Origin of the sequence: Octadecabacter sp. SW4, from assembly GCF_008065155.1 — a bacterium.
Lineage (GTDB): Bacteria > Pseudomonadota > Alphaproteobacteria > Rhodobacterales > Rhodobacteraceae > SW4.
Genome location: NZ_CP042819.1, coordinates 1637699 through 1661620 on the forward strand (window position 1 = coordinate 1637699; position 23922 = coordinate 1661620).

Here is a 23922-nt window from a genome sequence, read left to right on the forward strand (position 1 = left end):
TGGCAAGGACAAACCCACCCCCGGCTTCTTCTGTTCAAAAATACTCGAATCGCGACGCCCGAAGGGCGGCGCAAACCCCGGCTCAGGCATAGCCCAGACGTTGCCGCATGAACGCCAGCGCCACTTCCAGCCCGTCCATCGCAATGCCGTGGCCGGTGCCTTTCATCACATGGGCATAGACTTCCTTCCACCCCGCGCCCTGCAGGGCCTCGGCGGCTTGCGGCAGGCTTTCGGGCGGCACCACATCATCGCTGTCGCCATGCACCAACAACACCGGCGGGCGGCACAGCAGCTCGTCTTGCAACACTTCGGGCTGCACCAGACGCCCCGAAAAGGCGCATATCCCCGCGACAGGGTCTTCGCGGCGCGGCAGCACATGCAGCGCCATCATCGTCCCCTGGGAAAAGCCGAATACCATGACCTGTTCGGGCAGCAGGTCTTCATCCACCATCACCCCGTCCAGAAAGGCGTCAAGATCAGCCACGGCGCGGGCCATGCCTTCCATTGATTCCTCCTCGCTTGATCCGTCGATCCACGGGATCGGAAACCACTGGAACCCCATTGGCGATCCGGCGCAGTCTTCGGGCGCATCGGGCGACAGAAACAGCGTGTCGGGCAGGTGTTCACCCAAAGGATCGGCCAGACCCAGAAGATCGGCCCCATTGGCACCATAGCCGTGCAAGAAGATCACCGCCGAACGGGTCTCGCTCGACAAAGGCTCGCGGCGTCCGGCCGTCAATGCGCGTGTCATGTTATCCCTTCCCTGTCCTTTTCCAGCTTGTAGTAAGCCCACAAAAGACGCGCCGCAACCGATCGCCAGGGCGACCAGTCCAGCGCCATCGCCCGCATCTCCTTTTCGCCGGGGCGTGCGGGCAGGTCAAACAGCATCCGCGCGCCCTCTTGCAGGGCCAGATCACCGTGGGCAAAGACATCCGCGCGCCCCAGCGAAAACATCGCGTAAATCTCGGCCGTCCAGGGGCCAATGCCCGGCACGGTGGTCAAGGTCTTGATGACCGCGCCATCGGGCTGGCCGCGCAGGGCGTCGAAATCAATGCCGGCCGCCGCAAGCGCATGGGCATATTTGATCTTTTGGCGCGACAATCCGCAGGCGCGCAGATCGTCTTCATGGGCTGCGGCAACGCGCGCCGCATCATCCAGCCCCGCCGCCGCCAACCGCGCCCAGATTGCCCGGGCCGAGGCCACGCTGACCTGCTGGGACATGATCGCGCTCAGCAGCTCGGCGAATCCTTCGGGTCGCAGGCGCAGGGGCAGCGGGCCGGTGCGGGCCAGCGCCTGCGCGAAGCGCGGATCGCGCGCCGCAAGCCAGGCCGCCCCTTCGGCCACGCAAGCATCCGTGCGAATAATGCGACCCGTCACAGTGCCACGACCCATGCCAAAGCTTCAGCCGGTGTCTGAACCCGCGGCGCATCCGGCATCGGCGGGCGTGCGATCATCGCCACGGGAATGCCCAGATTGCGCGCGGCGGTCAGTTTCGTCGCGCTGGCCGCGCCGCCCGCGTTCTTGACCACAAGCCAATCCACGCCAAGCGCAAGAAACAACGCCTCCTCGCGTGCCACGGAAAACGGCGGGCGGCTGATCACGAATTCACCGCCTTCGAACGGAAAGGGCGCAGTGGGCGGATCAATCTGGCGGCAGATCACACGCCGCCCCTCAAGGCCCGCAAATTGCGCCAAAGTCTGGCGACCCGTCGCCAGAAACACCGTGGCCGTCGCCGGAATGATATCGGCCGCAGCCTGCGGGTTCGGGATGTCCGTCCAATGATCACCCTTGCCCGCCTGCCACGCCGGACGCAGCACCTGCAAATATGGCAACCCGCGCGCCGCGCAGATCGCCGCCGTGCGGTCGGTGATCCGTGAGGCAAAGGGATGGGTGGCATCAATGACGGCCGTGATCCCCACCTCTTGCACAAAGGCGGTGAACCCTTCGGCCCCGCCAAAGCCACCCACGCGGGTCGGCAGCGGCAAAGGTTCGGGGTCGCGCGTCGCACCCGCCAGCGTGGCAATCGCGCTTACCCCCTGCCCGACAAGCCCCCAGGCGATTTTCTTGGCCTCACGCGTGCCAGCCAGTAGCAGGACCTTCATGGCCCCGCGCGCCCGATGATCTGGCCTGCGCGATCAATGATCACCACGTCAAACATCATCCCGACATATTCCGTTTGCAGCCGCGACAACGCAAGATCGGCCACCGCCTGCGCCAATGGCGGCCCGGCAATTTCATAAGCCTCGAGCGCGGTATTGGCCTGCGCAAGGCGCGGATCATCCATCAGGGCGGCCAAAGCCGCGAAATCAACCGTTGATCGCCCCGAATGCAGATCAACCGCCCCCTGCGCCAGTTTGGTGATCTTGCCGATCCCGCCGCCGATGGTGACCCGTTCAACCGGATGGCGCGCCAGATATTTCAGCATTCCGCCCGCGAAATCGCCCATATCCAGCATCGCGTGATCGGGCAGCCCGTATAGCGCCTGCACAGTTTTTTCCGACATATTGCCGGTGCAACCCGCCACATGCGTCGTGCCATTGGCGCGCGCCACATCGACCCCCCGATGGATCGACGCGATCCAGGCCGCGCAGGAAAAAGGCCGCACGATGCCGGTGGTCCCCAACACCGACAGCCCGCCTGTGATCCCCAAACGCGGGTTCCAGGTGCGCTGCGCAATCTCGGCCCCGTTCGGGATGGAAATCGTGATGGCGATGTCGGGCGATTGGCCGTAGTGGCCCGCCATCTCTGCCACAATTTCATCCATCATGGCGCGCGGCACCGGGTTGATCGCCGGTTCACCAACACCGATGGGCAGACCCGCCTTGGTCACGGTGCCGACACCTTCGCCCGCGAAAAACCGCACGCCACCGTCTGACGGGGTCACCCGTGCGATGATCAGCGCGCCATGCGTGACGTCTGGATCGTCGCCCGCGTCCTTGATGATGCCTGCTTCGGCCCAATCCGCGCCTGCATCCATGTGTTCAACCGCAAAGGCGGGTGTTTCGCCCTTGGGCAGTGTGATCTGCACGGATTCGGGAAACTGCCCGCCCCACAGACGTATCAACGCCGCCTTGGTGGCGGCGGTCGCACAAGCGCCTGTGGTCCAGCCACGGCGCAATTCCCCTGTTGGCTTGCGTGTCATTTCTGCGACCTTAACCGCGCGTTGCGATGCCGCCAATCCGCAATCCGGTGTCGTTTGCCACCTTTCGCAACCCAGCGTGACGGGCCATAAACAGCGGATGACCGACTCGCTCGCCCTTCCCGCCCATGACTGGCCGCAAATGCAGCCCGGCTGGGTCTGGCTGTGCGGTGCCGGGCCCGGCGATCCGGGGTTGCTGACACTGCATGCGCTGAACGCGCTGCGCCAGGCCGATGTGGTGATCTACGACGCGCTCGTCCAAGAGGCCATTCTGGACTGGGCACCGCAGGCCGACCATGTCTATGCGGGCAAACGCGGCGGCAAACCATCGGCCAAACAGCGCGATATATCGCTGCATCTGATCGATCTGGCGCGCGCGGGCAAAAAGGTGCTGCGCCTCAAGGGGGGTGATCCTTTCGTGTTCGGGCGCGGCGGCGAAGAGGCCCAGACCCTTGTGCAGCACGATATCCCCGTGCGCATTATCCCGGGCATTTCGGCAGGCATCGGCGGGCTGGCCTATGCGGGCATTCCCGTCACCCACCGCGATGTGAACCAGTCGGTGACCTTCGTCACAGGGCATGATCAGTCAGGCGATGTGACATCGTCATTGGACTGGAAGGCGATTGCGGCCGGATCGCAGGTCATCGTGATCTATATGGGCATGAAGCATATCGCGCGGATCACAGCGGAATTGCTGGCCGCTGGCCGCCCGTTGGAAGAACCGGTCGCCGTAGTGACCACCGCCACAACCGCCCAGCAACAAGTGCTGGAAACCACCCTTGGCACCATCGTCGATGACATCGCGGCGGCGGGTCTCGAGCCGCCTGCGATCATCTGCGTGGGCCGATCGGTGTTGATGCGGCAAGTGCTTGACTGGCAGGGTCAGGCTGCCGGACAAGCCCCGCGCAACCTTGACCCCTTGGGTCGTGGACGCCCCGCCGAGAGCGCCTAGATGGGCGGATTGATCTTTGCGGCGCCCTCCTCGGGATCGGGCAAAACCACTGTGACGCTGGGGTTTTTGCGGGCTGCCACCCGCATGGGCGCAGATATCCGCTCTGCCAAATCCGGCCCCGACTATATCGATCCGCGGTTTCACGCCGCCGCCACGGGACGGGAATGTGTGAACCTTGACGCATGGGCGATGACGCCCGACCGCCTGCGCGCGCTTGCCGAAGGCAGTGGCGATCTGATCATCGAGGGCGCGATGGGCCTGTTTGACGGTGCGCCACCTGCGGGGCGCGGGGCAACGGCGGATCTGGCGCGCCACCTGGCCCTGCCCGTGGTGCTTGTTGTGGATTGCGCGCGCATGGCCGGATCAGTTGCGCCCCTGGTCGCCGGGTTTGTGGCGCATGATCCGGGCGTCACGGTGGCTGGCGTGATCCTCAATAATGTCGGATCGCCCCGCCACGAAGCGATGTTGCGCCACGCCTTGGCGGATGTGGCAATCCTTGGCGTGGTCGCGCGCGATGCAGCTCTGGCGCACCCCTCGCGCCACCTGGGGCTGGTGCAGGCGGGTGAACGCGCCGATCTGGACAGCTATCTTGAGCGCGCAGCCGATGTGATCGGCGCAGGTCTGGACATGGCGGCGCTGCTGGCGCTGGCCGCCGCTGCCCCCGGGATCAGTGCAAAGGCGGCCCCGCGTATCGCACCCCCTGCGCAGCGCATCGCCGTTGCCCGCGATCAGGCTTTTGCCTTTGCCTATCCGCATATGCTGGATGACTGGCGTGCGGCGGGGGCGGAGCTGTCGTTCTTTTCGCCGCTGGCCGACGAGGGGCCAAGGGACGCCGATTTCATCTATCTTCCCGGCGGCTATCCTGAATTGCATGCCGGGCAGATCGCGGGCGCCACGAACTTCATGCAATGCATAAGAAGTGCCGCAGAAAATACTGATATTTATGGGGAATGTGGCGGATACATGGTCATGGGGCAAGGCATCACCGATGCGGACGGCACCGCCCATCCGATGCTGGGCCTGCTTGATCTCGCGACCTCGTTCCAAGAGCGCAAACTACACCTTGGCTATCGCCACCTGCACAGCAATCATGGCCCGATGGCGGGGCGCTGGGCCGGTCACGAATTCCACTATGCAACAACGCTGCACGCGCGCGGCGATCCCCTGTTTCACGCCACCGACGCCGCAGGCACGGCCCTGCCCCATATGGGCCTGCGCGCAGGGCGCGCCTGCGGCAGCTTTGCGCACCTGATTGACCGTGCCTTGCCATGACCCGGCAACCGGACTACCGCTAGGGCCATGAGTGACGTGAACACCCAGATCGACGACGGCCGCGCACGGCGCAATGTGGCGATCCTTGTCGGCGCACAGGCCTTTCTGGGCAGCCAGATCACGATGATTTTCGTGATCGGCGGCTTGGCCGGACAGCAGCTTGCACGCGCTTCGGGGCTGTCTTTGTGTTTCGCCACCCTGCCGATTTCGATGATCGTGTTCGGGTCGATGACCACCGCGCCCTGGCTAAGCCATGTGATGCAGCTGCGCGGGCGGCGGTTTGGCTTTTTCGTCGGGGCGATTGGCGGGATGATCGGCTCGCTGATTGGCGCCTATGCCCTGTCGATTGGCAGCTTCTACCTGTTCCTTCTGGGCAGCTACATGACCGGTATCTACATGTCCGCGCAGGGTTTTTTCCGGTTTGCCGCGGCTGATACGGCCTCGGAATCCTTCCGCCCCAAGGCGATTTCCTATGTTATGGCAGGTGGTTTGATTTCCGCGATCATCGGCCCGCAACTGGTCAAGGTGACGACCGATCTGACCGCCGTGCCCTTCGTTGGCACCTATATGGTCGCGATTCTGATCAACGCCGCTGGCATGTTGATGTTCATCTTTCTTGATATCCCGAAACCGCCGGTCGTCAACGCGGATAGCCCGCAAAGCCGGTCACGCCGTGATTTGCTGCGCGATCCGGTGATCCTTGTGGCGATCATCTGCGCGATGGTCGCCTATGCGCTGATGAACCTTGTAATGACCTCGACACCGCTGGCCGTGGTCGGCTGCGGATTCACCACCTCGAATGCGTCCGACATCGTGTCGGCCCATGTTCTGGCGATGTTCGTGCCATCGTTCTTTACCGGCCATCTGATCGCCCGTTTCGGCGCGCGCAGGATCGTCGCGCTGGGTCTGGCGCTCCTTGGTGCGGCGGGGGTTGTCGGGTTGTCGGGCGTGGAACTGGGTAACTTTTTCCTTGCACTTGTGCTGCTGGGAATCGGCTGGAACTTTGGCTTTATCGGGGCCACGACCATGCTGGCCAGCGCCTATAAACCCCACGAACAAGGCCGTGTGCAGGGCATGAACGACTTTATCGTCTTTGGCATGGTGACGATTGCCTCGCTGGCCTCGGGCGGGTTGATGAACTGTTCGGGCGGCACCGCCCAGGAAGGCTGGACGGCCGTCAACACCGCGATGGTGCCGCTGTTGGCACTGGCGGGGGGCGCGCTGATCTGGCTGGTGATGCGCCCGCGCGTATTCGCGGCCTAGCGCCGCCAGGTCGCCCCGATCAAGGACAGCCTGCGCCGGAATTCGGATGTTCCCAAGCGCCCGTCCGGCACCGCCTGCGGGTCTTTGTGCGCCGCGCGCAGCAGGTCACGGGCGCGCCAGTTGGCCCGCAGTGCCGCCCCTGCCCGGCCAAAGTCCCGGCGGCCATGTTTGGCGATCATGCCCAACCCGTAATCAGCCAGATTGCGCACTTCGGCAAGCGTTTCATGGGCCAGCGGTTTGCGCCCCGCCGCCGTCAACACGGGCACGGCCAGCAGCCAGTTGGCAATGCCGCCCGCAATCGCCGCTTCGCGCAGATCGCCCTCGTCCCCGGCCACGGCCCCCAAAGCCAGCGCCGCCAACACCACCAGCGATCCGGCGCCGCGATCAATATGCGCGATCACCTCTTCTTCGGTCGCGAAGGGCGCGCCGTCGATATCCCATTCGCGCGCGGTGATCAGGGTGGAAAACAGCGATGCAGGCAGGCTGTGCGCCGTGATGACTGCGGCCAGCGGCCCTGCGACCTCGTGGGCGCGCGCAGGTTTACCCGCGATCACATCGCCGACCGCATCGCGCCAGAATTGCAGACGCATCTGCGCAATCAGCGGCTCGCGGGTCACCCAGGGGGCGCGGGCCACTTCAAGGTTGAAAGCATATAGCGGGAACAGAACCGCCCGCACATCCGGCGCGCAGGACATCGCCGCAAGGAACCGGTCAGGATCGCCCTTTTCAACCAGTGCCGCGCAGGCGTTCAGGCTCACGTCGTTGCCCCGTCACGCACCAGTTTCCAGGTGATCGCATCAAGCAGCGCATCAAAGGATGCGTCCACTATGTTGGCGCTCACACCCACGGTGGACCAACTGCGCCCCTGCCCGTCTTCACTGTCGATGATGACGCGGGTCACGGCCTCGGTTCCGCCGTTGGTGATGCGCACCTTGAAGTCAACCAGATGCATGTCGTCGATCAGCGCCTGATAGGGACCAAGGTCTTTGGACAAGGCCCGCGCCAATGCGTTCACCGGACCCTGGTCACTGCCATCCGGCCCCTGGCTTTCACTGACATTCAGCATCCGCTCGCCATTGATCTTCACGACGACGACGGCTTCTGACAGCGACACCATCTTGCCGCGCTTGTTACGGCGGCGTTCCACCGTGACGCGGTAGCGCTTGACCTCGAAAAAGGTCGGCAGCAGCCCCAGTTCCTCGCGCGCGAGCAGCTCAAAGCTCGCCTGTGCGGTGTCATAGGAATAGCCGCGCGCCTCCTGCTCCTTGATGCGCTCAAGGATGCGGGTCAGCGCCGGATCGCCCTTTTTGACACTCAGACCGGCACGTTCCAGACGTTCACGCAGGTTGGATTGCCCCGCCTGGTTCGACATCGGCACGATGCGCGTATTGCCGACCAGTGCCGGGTCGATATGTTCGTATGTTGTCGGGTCTTTGGCGATGGCACTGGCATGCAGACCGGCCTTGTGCGCGAAAGCACTAGCCCCCACGTAGGGCGCCTGTTTTTGCGGCACACGGTTCAGGATATCATCCAGCAAACGCGACGCACGGCGCAATCGGGTCAGTGCCTCGGGCGTCACGCCGGTGTCGAGCGCGGATGCATAGGGTTCCTTGAGCAGAAACGTAGCAATCAGCGAGGTCAGGTTGGCATTGCCACAGCGTTCGCCAAGCCCGTTCAGCGTGCCCTGCACCTGCCGCACCCCTGCATCCACGGCCGCCAGCGAATTGGCCACCGCGTTTTCGGTATCGTTATGGGTGTGTATCCCCAGGTTTTCGCCTGCGATCCCGCTGGCGATCACATCCGTCACAATCGCGCCAACCTCGTGGGGCAGCGTGCCACCGTTGGTATCGCACAGCACGATCCAGCGCGCGCCCGCATCATGAGCGGCCTTGATCGCCGCCAGCGCATAATCGCGGTTGGCCTTGTAGCCATCAAAGAAGTGTTCGGCGTCAAACAGCGCCTCGCGCCCCTGAGCGACCAGATGTTTGACCGAGGCGGCGATGTTTTCAAGGTTCTCCTCCAGTGTGATCCCCAAGGCGGTGGTCACGTGGAAATCATGGGTCTTGCCCACCAGACAGACGGCGGGGGTGCCCGCGTTCATCACGGCGGCCAGCACATCGTCATTTTCGGCAGAGTATCCATTGCGTTTGGTCATGCCAAAGGCGGTCATCGTCGCGCGGGTCTTGGGCGCGGCGTCGAAAAAATCGCTATCCGTGGGGTTCGCACCGGGCCAACCACCCTCGATATAGTCCAGCCCAAGGGTGTCCAGAACCTGCGCGATCTGCTGCTTTTCGGACGTCGAAAACTGCACGCCTTGGGTCTGTTGGCCATCGCGCAGGGTGGTGTCGTAAAGGTAGAGGCGTTGTTTGGTCATGCGATCCTCCCGCCCCGGACTTGATCCGGGGCCTCGTCGGCAAGGTTGAGGCCCCGGATCAAGTCCGGGGCGTGTTGCGATACGACGTCAAGAACGCGTTCGTGCCCTTGGCACGCACAGCCCCCGACCGCCCCCATGGGCGGGGGCTTCACCCCCACCCGCGGCCGGGGGCTGTCCTGTGTTGGTCTGCGGATCATCGGAGGCCCTCCAATTTCGTGGGATCAAAGTCTTTGAGAGTTATCAACTCAACGCGCGACTTTGACATCCGGACTTCCACACCAGCGTCGGCCAACGCCCTTTTCATGGTGTCCACCTTAGAAAAATCTTTTGAATGCACAGCCGCATTTCTCAGCTCAAGTAGCTGATCTTCAAACTTCGAAAGGTCGTATTGGCGCAGGGAAACGTCAGCGTTGTGCATGCCAGCCAGCACAAGATCAAAATTTCCAAGATCCAGTCCCAACAGCTTCGCGGCATGTGCCAAGCCATCATAGTCTCCGCTTTTTGACATCTCGCGCATGACAGCAATCGCGCCCGCAGTGTTCAGGTCATCCGCCAAGGCCGCCAAAAATTTCGCGTTAGGCCTTTCTTCGCCGTCTCGATCCATCACTTGCGAGGACCACTTGCTCAACGTCCGCTCCGCCTCCACCCGCTTCTTCTCTGTCCAATCCATCGGCTTGCGGTAATGCGTCCCCAGCATCACAAACCGGATCACCTCGCCCGGCACAGGGGGCTGGCCATCATGGCCATCCAGCAGGTCGCGCACGGTAAAGAAATTGCCCAAGGACTTGGACATCTTCTTGCCCTCGACCTGCAACATCTCGTTGTGCAGCCAGTAGCGCGCGAAATCGCCTTCGGGATGGGCGCAGGCGGATTGGGCGATCTCGTTCTCGTGGTGGGGAAACTGCAAATCATTGCCCCCACCGTGGATATCAAACGACGCGCCCAACAATTCGTAACTCATCGCGGAACACTCAATATGCCAACCCGGTCGGCCACGCCCCCAGGGGCTCTCCCACCCCGGCGTCTGATCATCGGACGGCTTCCACAGCACGAAATCCATCGGATTGCGCTTGTACGGTGCCACTTCAACCCGCGCACCGGCGATCATATCATCAATCGACCGCCCCGACAGCGCGCCATAATCGGCATAGCTTTCCACCGCGAACAGCACATGGCCCTCGGCCTCGTAAGCATGCCCCTTGGCGATCAGATCAGCGATCATCGCCACCATCGGCGCGATAAATTCGGTCGCGCGGGGTTCCAGATCGGGGCGCAGGGTGCCAAGCGCCTCCATATCCGCGTGATACCAGCCGATCGTTTCATCGGTGATCGCGCGAATGTCGCGCCCCGTCGCAGCGGCACGCGCGTTGATCTTGTCGTCCACGTCGGTGAAATTGCGCACATAGGTCACATGATCGGCGCCATACACATGACGCAGCAAGCGATAAAGCACATCAAACACCACCACAGGGCGCGCATTGCCCAGATGGGCACGGTCATAGACCGTCGGGCCACAGACATACATGCGCACGTTTTTGGGATCGAGGGGGATGAACTCCTCTTTCCGGCGCGTCTTGGTGTTGTGCAAACGGATCGTTGTCATGTCAGTCCTTAAACGGTTCTCGCCCGCGGACTTAGCAACTTAACTGTTCAGGATAAACGTGAAAGAGCGGCCCGCGTGACGTATGTCAGCAGATAATGAGGCAGGCGATGATACAATTGCTCTTCATGGCGCCGACATAGCAGGCAGGGCGCTATCCGTCCAGCATTTCCACAAGGGTGCAATTGGTGCGCAGATGGCGACCCGTCACATCGCCCTTGATCGCGTGCGCAGTGGCCTGCCAGCTTGGATGTGCCAAAACCCTCGGGCGTATGCAGCCAGACGATATTGCCGCGCTGCGCCACCGCCTCGGACGCGACACCCGTATCGGTCAAGCACAGCGTGATCAATCACCACAGGCGATGTGGAAAAGAAACCGTGCAGATGACGCGGATCGTCGGGCGCACAGGAACAGACGGCAGCGCGCAAATCTTCCCCGCGCATCACGAACTCAGGCACTTCTACGCCAACATTCACCCCGCGCAGCAATGCGACCTGTGATTGCGCCTGATCCATGCGACCATCGTGCAACATGCGATAGGATATCACTATGACCCGCCTGGACACTGCCAACGACATCATCCGCGCATCCCTGCCGAAAAAGACCCGCGACACCCTGTAACTTCTTCTGTTCAAAAATACCTCCGGGGGGAGTCCGCGAGGACGGGGGGCAGCGCCCCCCAGCCCCGCCCGCCGCAGGCGACGCCCTCAGGCGTAACTCACCACCTCGATCTCGACGTCGTTGCCCTCGTGAAAATAAAACCGCCGCCCCGGTTCATAATCTGCGTGGCTGTGCGGCGTGAAACCGGCCGCCTTCACCGCCACCTCGGCGGCGTCCAGATCGTCAACCACCACACCGATATGGTTCAACCCGCCGCGCCGCAAATAGCTGTTGTCCGCCGCAACCTGATCGCGCCCACCCGCGGGACCGGTATAAAGCGCAAGATAGCTGTCATCGCCACCCACATGCACCGTGAAACCGCCGTTGATCGCGCTGCCTTCCCAGCGGGTGTGCCAGCCGAACAGGTCTTGCAGCACTGCGGCAGTGGCACGCGGATCGGCCACGGTGACGTTCACATGTTCAAGTCGTGCCATTGGTTCTCTCCTCTTGGCTTTCATGTCAGCCTCATGTCTAATTCCTCAAGTGAACTTGAGATCAAGAGGTTTTTTCATGTCCGGTCTATCCATCGGCGATCTGGCGGCGCGCACCGGGCTGGCCGTTTCGGCGATCCGCTTTTACGAGACCCACGGGATCGTCGCGCCCTTGCGCAACGCGGGCGGGCATCGCCGCTACGGGCGGGCCGATATCCGGCGCCTGTCGTTTGTGATGGCGGCCACCGGGCTGGGGTTCGCCCTGGCTGACATTGCGCAGCATCTGGCGAAACTACCTGCCCACAAGGCCCCCAGCCGCGCCGATTGGACCCGCATTTCCAAGGGGTTCCGGCGCGATATTGATACGCGGATCGCCGCCCTTGAAACCCTGCGTGACAAGCTCGATGGCTGCATCGGATGCGGCTGCCTCTCGCTGGACAGATGCGCGCTTTATAATCCGGCCGATATCGCGGCAAAGCACGGCGCGGGGCCGCGCTATCTGCTGGGGGACAGCGCACCGCCAACATCGGATTGACATTGCCGCGCCAAAGCGGCTTCCCTGCGCAGATGGAATTATCACAGCGCATCACACAGATTACCGGTGGCGGCTCGGGAGGCTGGGATTTGTTCTTTCGCGCCCGTGCACTGAAGGACGCAGGCGCGCCGATCATTGAACTGACGGTCGGCGAACATGACATCCGCACCAGCACCGACATTCTGGAGGCCATGCACAATGCCGCCAGATCGGGCCACACCGGCTATGCCGCCATCCCCGGCACCGAAGGTCTGCGCGCGGCTGTGGCGGCGCGCATCACCGCCCAAAGCGGCGTGCCGACATCGGCGCGCAATGTCACCATCACGCCGGGCGGGCAATCGGCCCTCTATGCCAGCCATCTGGCCGTGCTGGACACGGGCGATACGGGCCTGTTCATTGATCCCTACTACGCCACCTACCCGGGCACGATCCGCGCCGTGGGTGGCATCCCGCACACAGTGCCCGCCGATGCCGGGCGGGGCTTTCAGCCGCGCGGTGCGGATATCGACGCCGCCGCAAAGGCCACGCGCGCCAAAAGCCTGCTGGTCAATTCGCCTAACAATCCGACCGGCGCGGTCTACGCCCGTGACTCCCTGCGTGATATCGCGCAGACCTGCATCGCCAACGATATGTGGCTTATCTCGGACGAAGTCTATGACAGCCAGGTCTGGGAGGGCACGCATATCTCGCCCCGCGCCCTGCCCGATATGGCGCAGCGCACGCTTGTGGTCGGCTCCATGTCCAAAAGTCACGCCATGACGGGCAGCCGCGTGGGCTGGGTCTGTGGCCCCGAAGATGTCATCGACTACCTGATTACCCTGTCCACCCATACGACCTATGGCGTGCCCGGCTATATTCAGGACGCCGCCACCTATGCGCTGGGCCAGGGCCAGCGCGTGGAAGAGCAGGTCGCCGCCCCCTTCCGCCGCCGCCGCGCGCTGACGCAAAAGTTGCTGGCGCAACAGAACGTGGTCCACGCCGCGCCGATCCAGGGCGCGATGTATGTGATGCTGGATATCCGCGCGACGGGCATGACGGGCGAAGAATTTGGCGATGCCCTGCTTGACGCCGAACAGATCGCCGTGATGCCCGGCGAAAGCTTTGGCGCCGCCGCCGCAGGCCATATCCGCGTGGCGATGACCGTCGATGATGACGCCTACGTTGACGCGATCACGCGGCTGTTGGGCTTTGCCGCGCGCCTGGCCACCGGAGCGCCCGCATGAGCATGGGCCAACAGTTTCGCGCTCTGCACGACAGGGGCGGCGCGTTCATCCTGGCCAATGCCTGGGACATCGGATCGGCCAAGATGCTGGCCGCGATGGGGGCGCAGGCAATCGCGACATCTTCCGCCGCGCACGCCTTTACCCTTGGTCAACCCGATGGCACCGTGACCCGTGATCAGGCGCTGGCCCATGCGGCCGATATCGTCGCCGCCGTGACTGTTCCCGTGCAGGGCGATTTCGAAAACGGCTATAGCGACACGCCCGAAGGCACCGCCCAAACCCTGCGGCTGGCCGCCCAAGCGGGCCTTGCAGGTATCTGCATCGAGGATGTGCCCTTTGGCGGCGACACCGTCTATGATTTCGATCTGGCGGTCGCCAAGATCCGCGCCGCCGCCACAGCCGCGCGCGCCCTGCCCGATGATTTTGTCCTGACCGCCCGCGCCGACGGGATCATGATCGGCGCCTATGACATCGACGAGGCAATCCGCCGCCTGCAGGCGTTTGCAGCCGCCGGGGCAGATTGCCTTTATGCGCCGATGCCCGCGAGCATGGACGATCTGGCGCAGATTGTCGCGCAAACCGACAAGCCGGTGAACGCGCTGGTGGCTGGCCCGTTTGCGCGCCACAGCCGCGCCGATTTCGCCGCAATCGGGGTTGCCCGCCTGTCGTTGGGCTCAGCCCTTGCGCGCGCCACCCATCGCACCATCCATGACGCCGCCACGGCGATGTTCGACACGGGCGATTTTAGCGCTCTTGGAAATGGCCTTAATGGGAGTATCGTGGACGCATTATTGCCAAAGGAATAATGCAATGTTGCGATTTATAGCTGTTTTTGGCCTGATTTTCGGGCTGTCATTGGGCGCGCGCGCACAGACCTTTCCCACGCCTGCCACCAATTTTGTCAACGACTACGCCGAGATGCTGGACGACGCCAGCGCAGCGCGCCTGACGCAAACGCTGGAAACCATACGCGCCGACACCGGTGCCGAGGTCACGATTGTCACCTTGTCTTCGGTGCGGTTCTACGCCCAGAACATGGACATCAAGGCCTATGGCAAAGCCCTGTTCGATGCCTGGGGGATCGGTGCCGAGGGCGTGGATACAGGCGTGCTTTTGCTGGTGTTTCGCGAGGATCGCGAACTGGCGATCACGCTGGGCGATGCCTATGGCAGCGACTGGGACAGCGCGGCGGCCCGTGTGATCGACGAAGATATCCTTCCCGTCTTTCGCAATGGCGATTTTGCAGCCGGCATTGCCAGCGGAATCGAAGGGATCAACACGCGCATCGTTGCGCCATTTCACGCGGGCGGGCCGTCACGCGGCAGCGGCGATGGTGGCGGGCTTGGCATCTGGGCCATTCTAGGGCCGATCGGCGCGATCATCGCCGCGCTTTTCGGTCTGTCACGCATGCGCGCTGCCCGTCTGGCCAAGGAACCCTGCCCGCAATGTGGCAAGCCCGGTCTGAAGCGCGAAAAGATCACGCTGCAAGCGGCCAGCGAAATGGCCCAAGGGCGCGGCGAAACCCGTGTCACCTGCCTTGCCTGCGGTCATACCACAGCCACGCCCTTTGTCATTCCGCTGGAGATCGCCCAAACTGAAAGTGACGACAGCTTCGGTGGCGGCAAGTCTGGCGATGGTGGCGCCAGCGGCAAGTGGTAGCCGCCGCTGACACCCCACCCTTAAAAGGCGTATTACGCCCGCAAGGTAAAGGTATCAATGGTCGGGCTCAGCCCCGTGCCGTCGAAATCCTCAAACTCGTGGCGCAGGTATTCGCCGCCGACCAACACATTCGGGCGCACCTTGTAGGCAAGGCCAAGCCCATAGAAATACCCTGTGTCGCTGATGGTCGGGATGCCCGGATCGCTGAACTGCGCCTGCGCCATGCCGGCCGTAAAATATGGCAGCGCATCACCCAGATCATAGCCAACCCGCAGCTTGGCCCGCGCGATGTAATCCAGCGCGCCGTCAATCGCGCCCTCGTCCACGATCTCGGTCCAGTCGTAGTCAACTTCACCACCCAGAACCCAGTCGCCGAAATCATACATGTAACCGGCGTGCAAACCATAGATCGCGCCGTTTTCATCAACGCCGTTTGGCACTTCTTCCAGGTGGCCGGTGCCGTATTGACCGCCCAGATAAAACCCGGTCCATTCACCGGCCACGGGGGCCGCGGGCGGCAGTGCAAGCGGCACCGGGGTGACCGGATCAGCCAACCCGCCCGCAAAGGCAGAGGTGGCAAGGCTACTGCCCAACAGGGCGGGAATCACGAGGGAACGCAGTGACATGAAATCTCTCCTTTTGAATACGCGCTCAAAGGCGAACACTTTATTATATCACGCTATGATAAGGGAGGCCATGACACCTGATCCAGCCTGCACGGCGCAGGGCCACGTCTTGCGGCCATAATCAGCCGATCGCTGGACCGAACAAATGCGAACGGCGCACCGGGATGCGCCGTTCTGTTGCAACGGGGATGTTGTTGGGGGGGATCTGGGGAAATCCAGCCCCGCTGCGAACCTCTTAGAACTGGAACGACACGCGCGCCGCCAGTGTCGTGGCATCAACGTCGATACCGCTGCCGGCAAAGTCGTCAAAGTTGTGCTGGAGGACTTCGGCCCCGACACGCATCCGGTCACTGACCTGATAGTCGGCACCAATGCCATAAAACGCACCCGTGTCACTGTCATCAATCGCACCTGATGTGGTCAGCTGCGCGGCACCGGCCGTGACATAGGGCAACCACTGGCCGGCATCGTACCCGGCGCGGAATTTCAGACGGGCAACGCTGTCAACGTCCAGACCGGCAACCGTATCGGTGATATTGCTACCTTCGATTTCCAGTTCGCCACCGACAACATAGTTGCCAAGGTCATACAGATAGCCGCCGAAGACCCCGTAGGTCGCGCCGTTTACGTCATCGCCAAGGGTCGCGCTGCCCGTGACGTCGCCGTAGCCCAGCGACCCACCGGCGTAGAACCCGCCCCAGTCTGCTGTCGCGACAGGCATGGGGGCCGGCACGATGGTCGGTGCGGGTGCCGGTGCGGGATCGCCCACACCACCAGCAAAGGCGGGAGCGGCGAGCGAGAGGCTTGCAAGGCCTGCAACAAGTAGTGTCGTGCGCATGTTGATGTCTCCATCTTCTGATGTGAATTACGTCGCGGTCCGTTCTTTCAACCGCGCAAGGGACACTTGGGGTCGAAACGGGCGCGCTTCCATAACCTCACAGAAACGTTAGAGGTTTGGGCGCTTAATTGCCGGTTCGGCGCGTTTGGCTCGGCATGTTGCAGCGCAGCAAATCGCGGCGGCGCGTTTCTGCCGACACCCCACATGGGCCAAAAACGACCATGGGTCGTAAACAGGCAAGACGGCCTGCGAACGGGCGGCAAGGCTGGGACCAGTTTATGAAAAGGTCCGCCGTGAATCCAAACCCCGCGTCTCACATTTGGATTATCTTGCGCACGATCGGCGCGCGCCGTGGTCGTGCGGCGCGGGGGCGGCCCTTGGTGTGGTAACGCACCTCTCCTGATCCCTTTGCATAAACGAGACAGCCATGACCGATGTGACCTACCCGTCCAAGAACCCGACCCCGCGCGCGACCCGTTCCGGCGGGCGCGCCGCACGCCACGCCAGCCGCGCCGCGAAACTGTCCGACGCTATGCGCCCGGTGCGCCCGGGGCTTTCGGGCGGACAGTATTCCCCCCTCAGTGACGCCGATGTGGCGCGTATCCACGCGGCTGCCCTCACCGCCCTCGAAGAGATCGGTCTGGCCGATGCGCCCCCCAGCGGCGTTGCAATCCTGACCGTTGCAGGTGCGGTGCAGGGCGACGACGGGCGCATCCGTTTTCCGCGCGCATTGGTCGAAGACATGCTGGCCATCGCCAAACGCGATGTGACGCTTTGCGCCCGCGATCCGGTCCATGATCTGGACCTGTCAGGCACACGCGTGCACTATGGCACAGCGGGCGCAGCGGTGCATATGGTTGATGTCGCCGGGCGCAATTACCGCGAAAGCACGGTGCAGGATCTGTTCGATGCGGCGCGGATCGTCGACCAGCTTGATAATATCCATTTCCTGCAGCGGCCGATGGTCTGCCGCGATATCCTTGATAACCTCGAAATGGACCTCAACACGGTCTACGCGACCACCAGCGGCACGACCAAACATATCGGCACCTCCTTCGTGGAACCCGGCCACGTGGCCCCCTGCATCGAGATGCTGCACATGATCGCGGGCGGCGAGGACGCATGGCGCGCGCGCCCCTTCATGAGCAATTCCAACTGTTTTGTCGTCCCGCCCATGCGCTTTGCGACCGAGGCCTGCGAGGTCATGGAAAACTGCATCCGCGCAGGGATGCCCGTGCTGCTCTTGTCGGCGGGGATGTCGGGGGCCACGGCACCGTCAACCATCGCCGGTGCGATCGTGCAGGCGGTCGCAGAATGCCTGGCGGGGATCGTCTATGTGAATGCGATGGCGCCGGGACATCCGGCGGTGTTTGGCACTTGGCCCTTCGGGTTGGACCTGCGCACCGGCGCAATGACCGGCGGGTCGGGCGAACAGGCGCTGCTGACGGCGGGCTGCGCGCAAATGCACCGGTTCTATGGCCTTCCAGGCGGTGCGGCGGCCGGAATCGCCGATAGCAAACTGCCCGACATGCAGGCGGGATGGGAACAGATGTGTTCCAATGTGATGGCCGGGCTGTCGGGGCTGAACATGGTCTACGAGGCGGCGGGCATGCACGCCTCGCTGCTGGGGTTCTGCCACGAGAGCCTGATCCTTGGGGATGATCTGATCGGTCAGGCGCTGCGCTGCGTGCGCGGGATCGAAGTGGACGACGAAACGCTTGCGCTTGATCAAATGCGCGCGGTCTGTCTGGGCGGGCCCGGACATTACCTTGGCACCGATCAAACTCTCAGCCGGATGGAAAGCGATAACGTCTACCCGTCACTGGGTAACCGGATGTCGCCCAAGGAATGGGCCGAAAAAGACAAACCCGACCTGATCGAAAACGCGATAGCCGCCAAGGAACGGATCCTGTCCACCACTAGTGCGGCGCAATTTGCACCTGATCTGGACAGCGCGATCCGGGCAAAATTCAACATCCACCTGCCGCGTTGATGGCTGCGTCGCTGGGGGCCTTGCCCCCGTCGCGTTCCGCGACTCCCCCAGAGGTATTTTTGAACAAAAGAAGAAAGAGGCAGCTCCCCCGCAGTCGCCGCGCGCATTGGGGGAGCCTTCTCCTGTTACGGCCATCGGCACTCCTGCCTGTTCCGCGCCACCAGCCTAGCGTGGCATGGTTAACGCGTTCCTAATTTCTTCTGTTCAGAAATACTCAATTGGGACGGCTGAGTATCCCGCCCCCGACAGTGGCGCGCACGCCGGTGGTGCCGGCGCAGGATGTGGGCAGGCCTTTGGCCACCCGCACCGCCAGATAGGCAAAGGCCTGCGCCTCGAGCATGTCACCGTCAAGCCCGACGGCTTCGACCGGCTGCACGGGGCAATCAACGCCCGCTTGCAGCATCGCCATCATGGTCGGATTCTTGCGCCCGCCGCCGCAGACCAGCAGCGTGCCGGGGGCAGCGGGGCAATGTTCCATTGCGCGCATCACCGCACTGGCGGCCATGCCTGTCATCGTTGCGGCGGCATCGGCGTCATCCAGCTCGCGCACAAGGTCAAGCATCTGATCAAACGCGTTGCGATCCAGTGACTTGGGCGGCATTTTGTAGAAATAGGGATCGTCCAGAAACAGCTCGAGCGCGCCGGTCACCACCGCGCCACGCGCCGCCAACCTGCCGTCCCGGTCAAAGGGCTCCCCGCGCCGTTGCTGCATCAGATCATTGATCGGCGCATTGGCGGGACCGGTATCAAAGGCCAGCAGCGCGCCCGCGCTTTCCGGTGTGGCTTTGGACGGGTCCACCCATGTCAGGTTGCCAACCCCGCCAAGATTCAGGAAGGCAACCGGGCCATCCGCCTTGATCCATTTGGCCAGCGCGAAATGATAGAACGGCGCCAGCGGCGCGCCCTGCCCGCCAAGGCGCACATCGGCGCTGCGAAAATCCCAGACCACAGGCAGGCCCAGACGGTTGGCCAGCCGCTGCCCGTCGCCCGCCTGATGGGTGCCGCGACCGGCGGGGTCATGGGCCAATGTCTGGCCATGAAACCCCACCAGATCAATGCCGTCGAACCCTGTCATCGCCGCCACATGCGCATCCTCGATCAAGGCGACCACATCATCGCCGACCGTGTCCTGCCACTGCCCCAACGCACCGTGCAGGACCGCGCGTTCATGATCTGAATAGGGATGATACTGCGTGTCCCCGAACCCGGAAATGGTATGCCCGTCCGTGTCGATCACCGCCACATCCACCCCGTCAAGCGAGGTTCCCGACATCGCCCCAAGAGCGCGCACCGTGCCAGATTTCAACATGCGCTTTCCCTTGACCAAACTGCCCCTTATAGATGCCCCGAACCTGATACAGAGGCAAGTTATGACCTACCACCCCAAATCCGATTTCATGACCGTCATGATCGAACGCGGCTTTCTGGCCGATTGCACGGATTATCAGGCGCTGGACGAGGCGTTCAGCAAGGGCGTCGTGCCTGCCTACATCGGGTTTGACGCCACAGCCAAATCGCTGCACGTGGGCAGCCTGATCCAGATCATGATGCTGCGCTGGCTGCAAAAGACCGGGCACCAGCCGATCACCCTCATGGGCGGCGGCACCACCAAGGTGGGCGATCCCAGCTTTCGCGCCGATGAACGCCCCCTGCTGACCCCCGACCAGATCGACGCCAATATCGCCGGGATCAAACAGGTGTTTGCCGCCTACATTGATTATGACACGGACGCGCCCAACCGCGCGCTGATGCTCAATAACGCCGAATGGCTGGACGGGCTGAACTACCTTGATTTCCTGCGCGACATCGGGCGGCATTTCAGCGTCAACCGGATGCTGGCGTTCGAAAGCGTCAAATCCCGGCTGGATCGCGAACAGTCGCTGTCGTTCCTTGAATTCAATTACATGATCCTGCAAGCCTATGATTTTCTTGAACTGAACCGCCGATATGGCTGCCTGTTGCAGATGGGCGGCAGCGATCAGTGGGGCAATATCGTCAACGGGATCGACCTGACCCGCCGCGTGTTGGATCACGAGATTTACGGATTGACCTCGCCGTTGCTGACCACCTCGGACGGCAAGAAGATGGGCAAATCGGCTGATGGCGCGGTCTGGCTCAATGCCGATATGGTTTCGTCATATGATTTCTGGCAGTTCTGGCGCAACACGACCGATGCCGATGTCGGGCGGTTCCTGAAGCTTTACACCGAACTGCCGCTCGCGGAATGTAACCGTCTTGGCGCGCTGGAAGGGTCAGAGATCAACGCGGCCAAGATCATTTTAGCCAATGAAATCACGGGCCTGCTGCACGGAGCTGATGCGGCTGCGGCCGCCGAAGCCACCGCCCGCGAGGTGTTCGAAAAGGGCGGCGTGGGCGATGACCTGCCCACCCTGACCCTGTCAGCGGCCGATCTTGGTGATGGCATGTCGATTGTGCAGTTGATCGTCAAATCCGGCCTTGCAAACAGCGGCAAGGAGGCCAAGCGCCTGATCGCCGAAAACGGCGCACGGATGAACGACGCACCGCTGACCGATGCGGGCCTGATGGTGGACGCGAGCGCGCTGGCCACGCCGATCAAACTGTCGGCGGGCAAGAAACGCCACGCCCTGGTGCAGCTGGGCTAAAGCGTCCTGACCACGACCAAAATCGCCCCTGCGGACAAGGCCACTGCCAATGCAGACAATGCGGCCCCCAGCGCTGTCAGGGGCGGGTCGGTCTGGTGCATGGATGCCCCCGTCTGCACCGCGCGATGCTGGGAAAGCTCGTCAAAACGGGCCTGCGGATCGTCAATGCGGACAGGCCATGCGATATCCAGAAGGGCCGCGGGTTTCATCAGATCGGCACGACACCGGTCGTGGCGATGCTGTTCCTGTGTCACGGCCCCGTTGCCACCTATCACATCGGGTGGAGTGGGCCAAAAGGCCGGGCGATGGGCGCGCATAACCTGATTCTGGCGTCGGCGATGGAATGGCTTGCCGACCGGGGCCACCTTTGGCTGGACCTTGGTGTGCTTGATACGCAGGCCAACCCCGGCCTTGCACGTTTCAAGATTGGCGCGGGCGCGCGCGTCCGTCCGATGGGCGGCACTTGGCTGCGTCTGCCACATCCGTCGATATGCTGGCAGGGGCGCGCGGCACATGCTAGACCCTGATCAACCAGATCAGGACGCCCGATGACATTGCTGCAAATCACCTCGCTTCTTATTGTTCTTGCGGGGGCATTCGGCACCATCAACTATCTGTTCCTGCGCCTGCCTTCGGCCATCGGCATTCTGGTGGTCGCCCTGCTCGCCTCTTTTGGCATTATCATCACAGACTGGTTCTTTCCCGCCCTCACCGTCGAGGAAGCGATCCGCGCGCAGGTGCTCGAGATCGAGTTTTCAGATGCCCTGCTCGAAGGGATGCTGGGCCTGCTGCTGTTTGCAGGCGCCCTGCATGTGAAGCTCTCTGATTTGCGGCGCGAATGGGTCGTGGTGATGTTGATGGCGACAGTCGGCATTGCCCTTTCCACCGTGATTGTCGGGGTCGGGTTCAGCTGGCTGACTGGAATGCCGCTGATGGTTGCGCTGGTCTTTGGATCACTGATTTCACCCACCGATCCGGTTGCCGTGCTGGGGGTGCTGCGCGAAGCGGATCTGCGCAAATCGCTTGAAACCAAGATCGCAGGCGAGAGCCTGTTCAACGACGGTGTCGCCTATGTGGTGTTTCTGGTGCTGATCGGGCTGGCCTTTCCCACGGGCGATGCAGAGGGTTCGGGCCTTGCCGATGCCGGACGGCTGTTTGTGCAAGAGGCGCTGGGCGGGGCCGCTTTGGGCCTGACGCTCGGCTGGCTGACCTTTCGCGTGATGCGCCGGATTGATGACTATTCGCTTGAGGTGTTGATCACCCTTGGCCTTGCCTTTGGCGGCTACGAACTGGCCGTCTGGCTGCACGTCAGCGCGCCGATCATGGCTGTCTGCGCGGGCCTGCTGATTGGCGATGTGGGCGCGAAATACGGCATGTCCGAAGAAACCCGCCGCTACGTCGATGCCTTTTGGAAGCTGGTCGACGAAATTCTGAACGCGGTGCTGTTCCTGATGATCGGATTCGAGGTTTTCGCGGTGGCCTTCGACACCTCCTATCTGTGGTCCGGGTTCGCGGCGATCGCGCTGGCGTTGGTGGCACGACTTGCGGCGGTTTCAGTGCCTGTGCTGATGTTGAAACCCTTTCGCGATTTTTCCCAAGGGGTGATCCCGATCATGACCTGGGGCGGGCTCAAGGGCGGGATTTCGGTCGCGCTGGCCCTGTCCCTGCCCGAGGGGGAATGGAAACCTCTGATCCTGACGGCGACCTATATCGTGGTGATCTTTTCGATCATCGTGCAGGGGCTGACCGTGGCAGGGCTGGCCGAACGGCTGGGCCGCGCGCCCGAGCTGCGATGACCCCGATTTGCGCCTTTGATATTGCCGCTGATGGCACCGCCCGCGCGCTGGATGACCTGACGCAGCCGGTGGCGGGCTACCGCTGGGTGCATCTTGACCTCAATGATCCGAAGGCTGCTGACTGGGTGCGCGCCACCCTGCGCGCCAACGCATACGGCCTGCTGGCCGCCGAAACCCGGCCGCGCGTTGACCCCCATGACGACGGGCTGCTGCTGACCCTGCGCGGCGTCAATCTCAACCAAGGTGACGCGCCCGAGGACATGGTATCGCTGCGTCTCTGGATTACGCCGGACATGATCGTCACCATGCGCCGCCGCCGCGTCTTTGCCGTTGACGACCTGCGCCAGGCCGCCCTTGCCAATGCCGCGCCCCGCTCGGTCGGGGCGTTTGTGGCGGCCCTTACAATGGGGCTGGTCGCCCGGATCGAAGACACGTCGCTGGCGCTGGATGATCTTGCCGACGCGATGGAGGACGCGGTGTATGAAAACAACTCGCCCGACCTGCCCGACCTGGCACCGCTGCGCCGTCAGGTGATCAAGTTGCGCCGCCATATGGGACCACAGGCAGCGGCGCTGCATGATCTTGCACGCCTTGAAACCGGCATCTTCCCGCGCGGCCTGCGCGCCACCCTGCGCGACAGTGCCAACCGCGCCACCCGCACCGACGAGGAACTGCACGAGATCCGCGAACGGCTCACGGCCTTGTCCGATCACATCGATATGGCCCAGACCACACGCATGGGGCGCAACAGCTATGTGCTGTCGGTGATCGCCGGGATCTTCCTGCCCCTTGGTGTGATCACGGGCTTGTTCGGTGTCAACCTTGCGGGCATGCCCGGGGCCGAACAGCCTTGGGCCTTTGCGGCCCTGACGATCGCAATGGTGGTGATTGTGCTGGTCGGCTGGGTCGTGTTGCGCTGGAAACGCTGGCTTTAGC

At 63.0% G+C, this 23922-nt stretch carries 23 protein-coding genes; 12 read left to right on the forward strand and 11 right to left on the reverse strand.

Translation table 11 applies throughout. The annotated features are described in order from the left end of the window. Positions 1-82: 82 nt before the first annotated feature. From FTO60_RS08105 to FTO60_RS08120, 4 genes are read right to left on the reverse strand one after another with little or no spacing between them, the layout of a single operon-like run. Positions 83-751: an alpha/beta hydrolase gene (locus FTO60_RS08105; protein WP_148055483.1), complete on the reverse strand. Its 669-nt coding sequence runs from the start codon at positions 749-751 to the stop codon at positions 83-85. Continuing rightward, a complete protein-coding gene (locus FTO60_RS08110) occupies positions 748-1392 on the reverse strand; it encodes a DNA-3-methyladenine glycosylase (protein ID WP_148055484.1) in 645 nt (214 codons plus the stop codon). The genes FTO60_RS08105 and FTO60_RS08110 overlap by 4 nt, the downstream gene beginning before the upstream one ends. Next, entirely contained in the window at positions 1374-2102 is a 729-nt protein-coding gene (locus FTO60_RS08115) for a cobalt-precorrin-6A reductase (protein WP_148055485.1), read from the reverse strand. The genes FTO60_RS08110 and FTO60_RS08115 overlap by 19 nt, the downstream gene beginning before the upstream one ends. Next, positions 2099-3142, reverse strand: a complete 1044-nt coding sequence (locus FTO60_RS08120) for a cobalt-precorrin-5B (C(1))-methyltransferase (RefSeq protein ID WP_148055486.1) — start codon at positions 3140-3142, stop codon at positions 2099-2101. Before FTO60_RS08120 ends, FTO60_RS08115 begins: the two co-directional genes overlap by 4 nt. A 97-nt stretch (positions 3143-3239) precedes the next feature. Here FTO60_RS08120 and cobA point away from each other — a divergent pair, with 97 nt between their 5' ends. From cobA to FTO60_RS08135, 3 genes are read left to right on the forward strand one after another with little or no spacing between them, the layout of a single operon-like run. Next, positions 3240-4091, forward strand: a complete 852-nt coding sequence (gene cobA / locus FTO60_RS08125; RefSeq protein ID WP_148055487.1) for a uroporphyrinogen-III C-methyltransferase — start codon at positions 3240-3242, stop codon at positions 4089-4091. After that, positions 4092-5363 carry a cobyrinate a,c-diamide synthase gene (locus FTO60_RS08130; RefSeq protein ID WP_148055488.1) on the forward strand — a complete coding sequence of 424 codons (1272 nt, stop codon included), beginning with the start codon at positions 4092-4094 and terminating at the stop codon, positions 5361-5363. A gap of 27 nt (positions 5364-5390) precedes the next feature. Next, positions 5391-6626: an MFS transporter gene (locus FTO60_RS08135; RefSeq protein WP_148055489.1), complete on the forward strand. Its 1236-nt coding sequence runs from the start codon at positions 5391-5393 to the stop codon at positions 6624-6626. On the opposite strand, the gene FTO60_RS08140 is transcribed toward FTO60_RS08135, so the two are convergent. The 4 genes from FTO60_RS08140 to FTO60_RS08155 all read right to left on the reverse strand — a co-directional run bounded on the left by FTO60_RS08140 (position 6623) and on the right by FTO60_RS08155 (position 11695). After that, the gene (locus tag FTO60_RS08140; RefSeq protein WP_148055490.1) at positions 6623-7384 is read right to left on the reverse strand and encodes a squalene/phytoene synthase family protein; all 762 of its coding nucleotides are present in this window, start codon (positions 7382-7384) and stop codon (positions 6623-6625) included. The genes FTO60_RS08135 and FTO60_RS08140 overlap by 4 nt on opposite strands. Continuing rightward, positions 7381-9000, reverse strand: a complete 1620-nt coding sequence (gene cimA / locus FTO60_RS08145) for a citramalate synthase (RefSeq protein WP_148055491.1) — start codon at positions 8998-9000, stop codon at positions 7381-7383. Before cimA ends, FTO60_RS08140 begins: the two co-directional genes overlap by 4 nt. A 193-nt stretch (positions 9001-9193) precedes the next feature. Beyond that, entirely contained in the window at positions 9194-10603 is a 1410-nt protein-coding gene (gene cysS, locus FTO60_RS08150) for a cysteine--tRNA ligase (RefSeq protein ID WP_148055492.1), read from the reverse strand. Positions 10604-11308: 705 nt separating this feature from the next. Beyond that, the gene (locus tag FTO60_RS08155; RefSeq protein ID WP_148055493.1) at positions 11309-11695 is read right to left on the reverse strand and encodes a VOC family protein; all 387 of its coding nucleotides are present in this window, start codon (positions 11693-11695) and stop codon (positions 11309-11311) included. Between the two features lie 76 nt (positions 11696-11771). Here FTO60_RS08155 and soxR point away from each other — a divergent pair, with 76 nt between their 5' ends. The 4 genes from soxR to FTO60_RS08175 are packed head-to-tail and all read left to right on the forward strand — an operon-like array spanning position 11772 to position 15109. Beyond that, positions 11772-12227: a redox-sensitive transcriptional activator SoxR gene (soxR, locus tag FTO60_RS08160; RefSeq protein ID WP_148055494.1), complete on the forward strand. Its 456-nt coding sequence runs from the start codon at positions 11772-11774 to the stop codon at positions 12225-12227. A gap of 32 nt (positions 12228-12259) precedes the next feature. Next, positions 12260-13450 (forward strand): pyridoxal phosphate-dependent aminotransferase, encoded by a 1191-nt coding sequence (locus tag FTO60_RS08165; RefSeq protein ID WP_148055495.1) that lies wholly within the window; start codon positions 12260-12262, stop codon positions 13448-13450. Further along, positions 13447-14256, forward strand: coding sequence for an oxaloacetate decarboxylase (locus tag FTO60_RS08170; protein ID WP_148055496.1), 810 nt, complete (start codon positions 13447-13449; stop codon positions 14254-14256). Before FTO60_RS08165 ends, FTO60_RS08170 begins: the two co-directional genes overlap by 4 nt. A gap of 4 nt (positions 14257-14260) precedes the next feature. Next, positions 14261-15109 carry a YgcG family protein gene (locus FTO60_RS08175; protein WP_172623845.1) on the forward strand — a complete coding sequence of 283 codons (849 nt, stop codon included), beginning with the start codon at positions 14261-14263 and terminating at the stop codon, positions 15107-15109. 32 nt (positions 15110-15141) lie between these two features. Here FTO60_RS08175 and FTO60_RS08180 read toward each other — a convergent pair whose 3' ends face one another. Next, positions 15142-15735, reverse strand: coding sequence for an outer membrane protein (locus tag FTO60_RS08180; protein WP_148055498.1), 594 nt, complete (start codon positions 15733-15735; stop codon positions 15142-15144). 235 nt (positions 15736-15970) lie between these two features. Next, the gene (locus tag FTO60_RS08185; RefSeq protein WP_148055499.1) at positions 15971-16573 is read right to left on the reverse strand and encodes an outer membrane beta-barrel protein; all 603 of its coding nucleotides are present in this window, start codon (positions 16571-16573) and stop codon (positions 15971-15973) included. A 427-nt stretch (positions 16574-17000) separates the two neighbouring features. On the opposite strand from FTO60_RS08185, the gene FTO60_RS08190 reads away from it, so the two are divergent. Next, the gene (locus tag FTO60_RS08190; RefSeq protein WP_148055500.1) at positions 17001-18566 is read left to right on the forward strand and encodes a trimethylamine methyltransferase family protein; all 1566 of its coding nucleotides are present in this window, start codon (positions 17001-17003) and stop codon (positions 18564-18566) included. Positions 18567-18780: 214 nt separating this feature from the next. Here FTO60_RS08190 and FTO60_RS08195 read toward each other — a convergent pair whose 3' ends face one another. After that, positions 18781-19875, reverse strand: coding sequence for an anhydro-N-acetylmuramic acid kinase (locus FTO60_RS08195; protein WP_148055501.1), 1095 nt, complete (start codon positions 19873-19875; stop codon positions 18781-18783). A gap of 61 nt (positions 19876-19936) precedes the next feature. Between FTO60_RS08195 and tyrS the strand changes: the two genes are divergently transcribed. The 4 genes from tyrS to FTO60_RS08215 all read left to right on the forward strand — a co-directional run bounded on the left by tyrS (position 19937) and on the right by FTO60_RS08215 (position 23921). Continuing rightward, positions 19937-21190, forward strand: a complete 1254-nt coding sequence (gene tyrS / locus FTO60_RS08200; RefSeq protein ID WP_148055502.1) for a tyrosine--tRNA ligase — start codon at positions 19937-19939, stop codon at positions 21188-21190. Positions 21191-21315: 125 nt separating this feature from the next. Next, on the forward strand, positions 21316-21717 hold the full coding sequence (locus FTO60_RS08205; RefSeq protein WP_148055503.1) for a hypothetical protein: 402 nt from the start codon (positions 21316-21318) through the stop codon (positions 21715-21717). A 21-nt stretch (positions 21718-21738) separates the two neighbouring features. Then, a complete protein-coding gene (locus tag FTO60_RS08210) occupies positions 21739-22986 on the forward strand; it encodes a sodium:proton antiporter (RefSeq protein WP_148055504.1) in 1248 nt (415 codons plus the stop codon). After that, complete coding sequence (locus FTO60_RS08215) at positions 22983-23921, forward strand: zinc transporter ZntB (RefSeq protein WP_172623846.1); 939 nt, start codon at positions 22983-22985, stop codon at positions 23919-23921. The genes FTO60_RS08210 and FTO60_RS08215 overlap by 4 nt, the downstream gene beginning before the upstream one ends. The last annotated feature ends 1 nt before the right edge of the window (position 23922 follow it).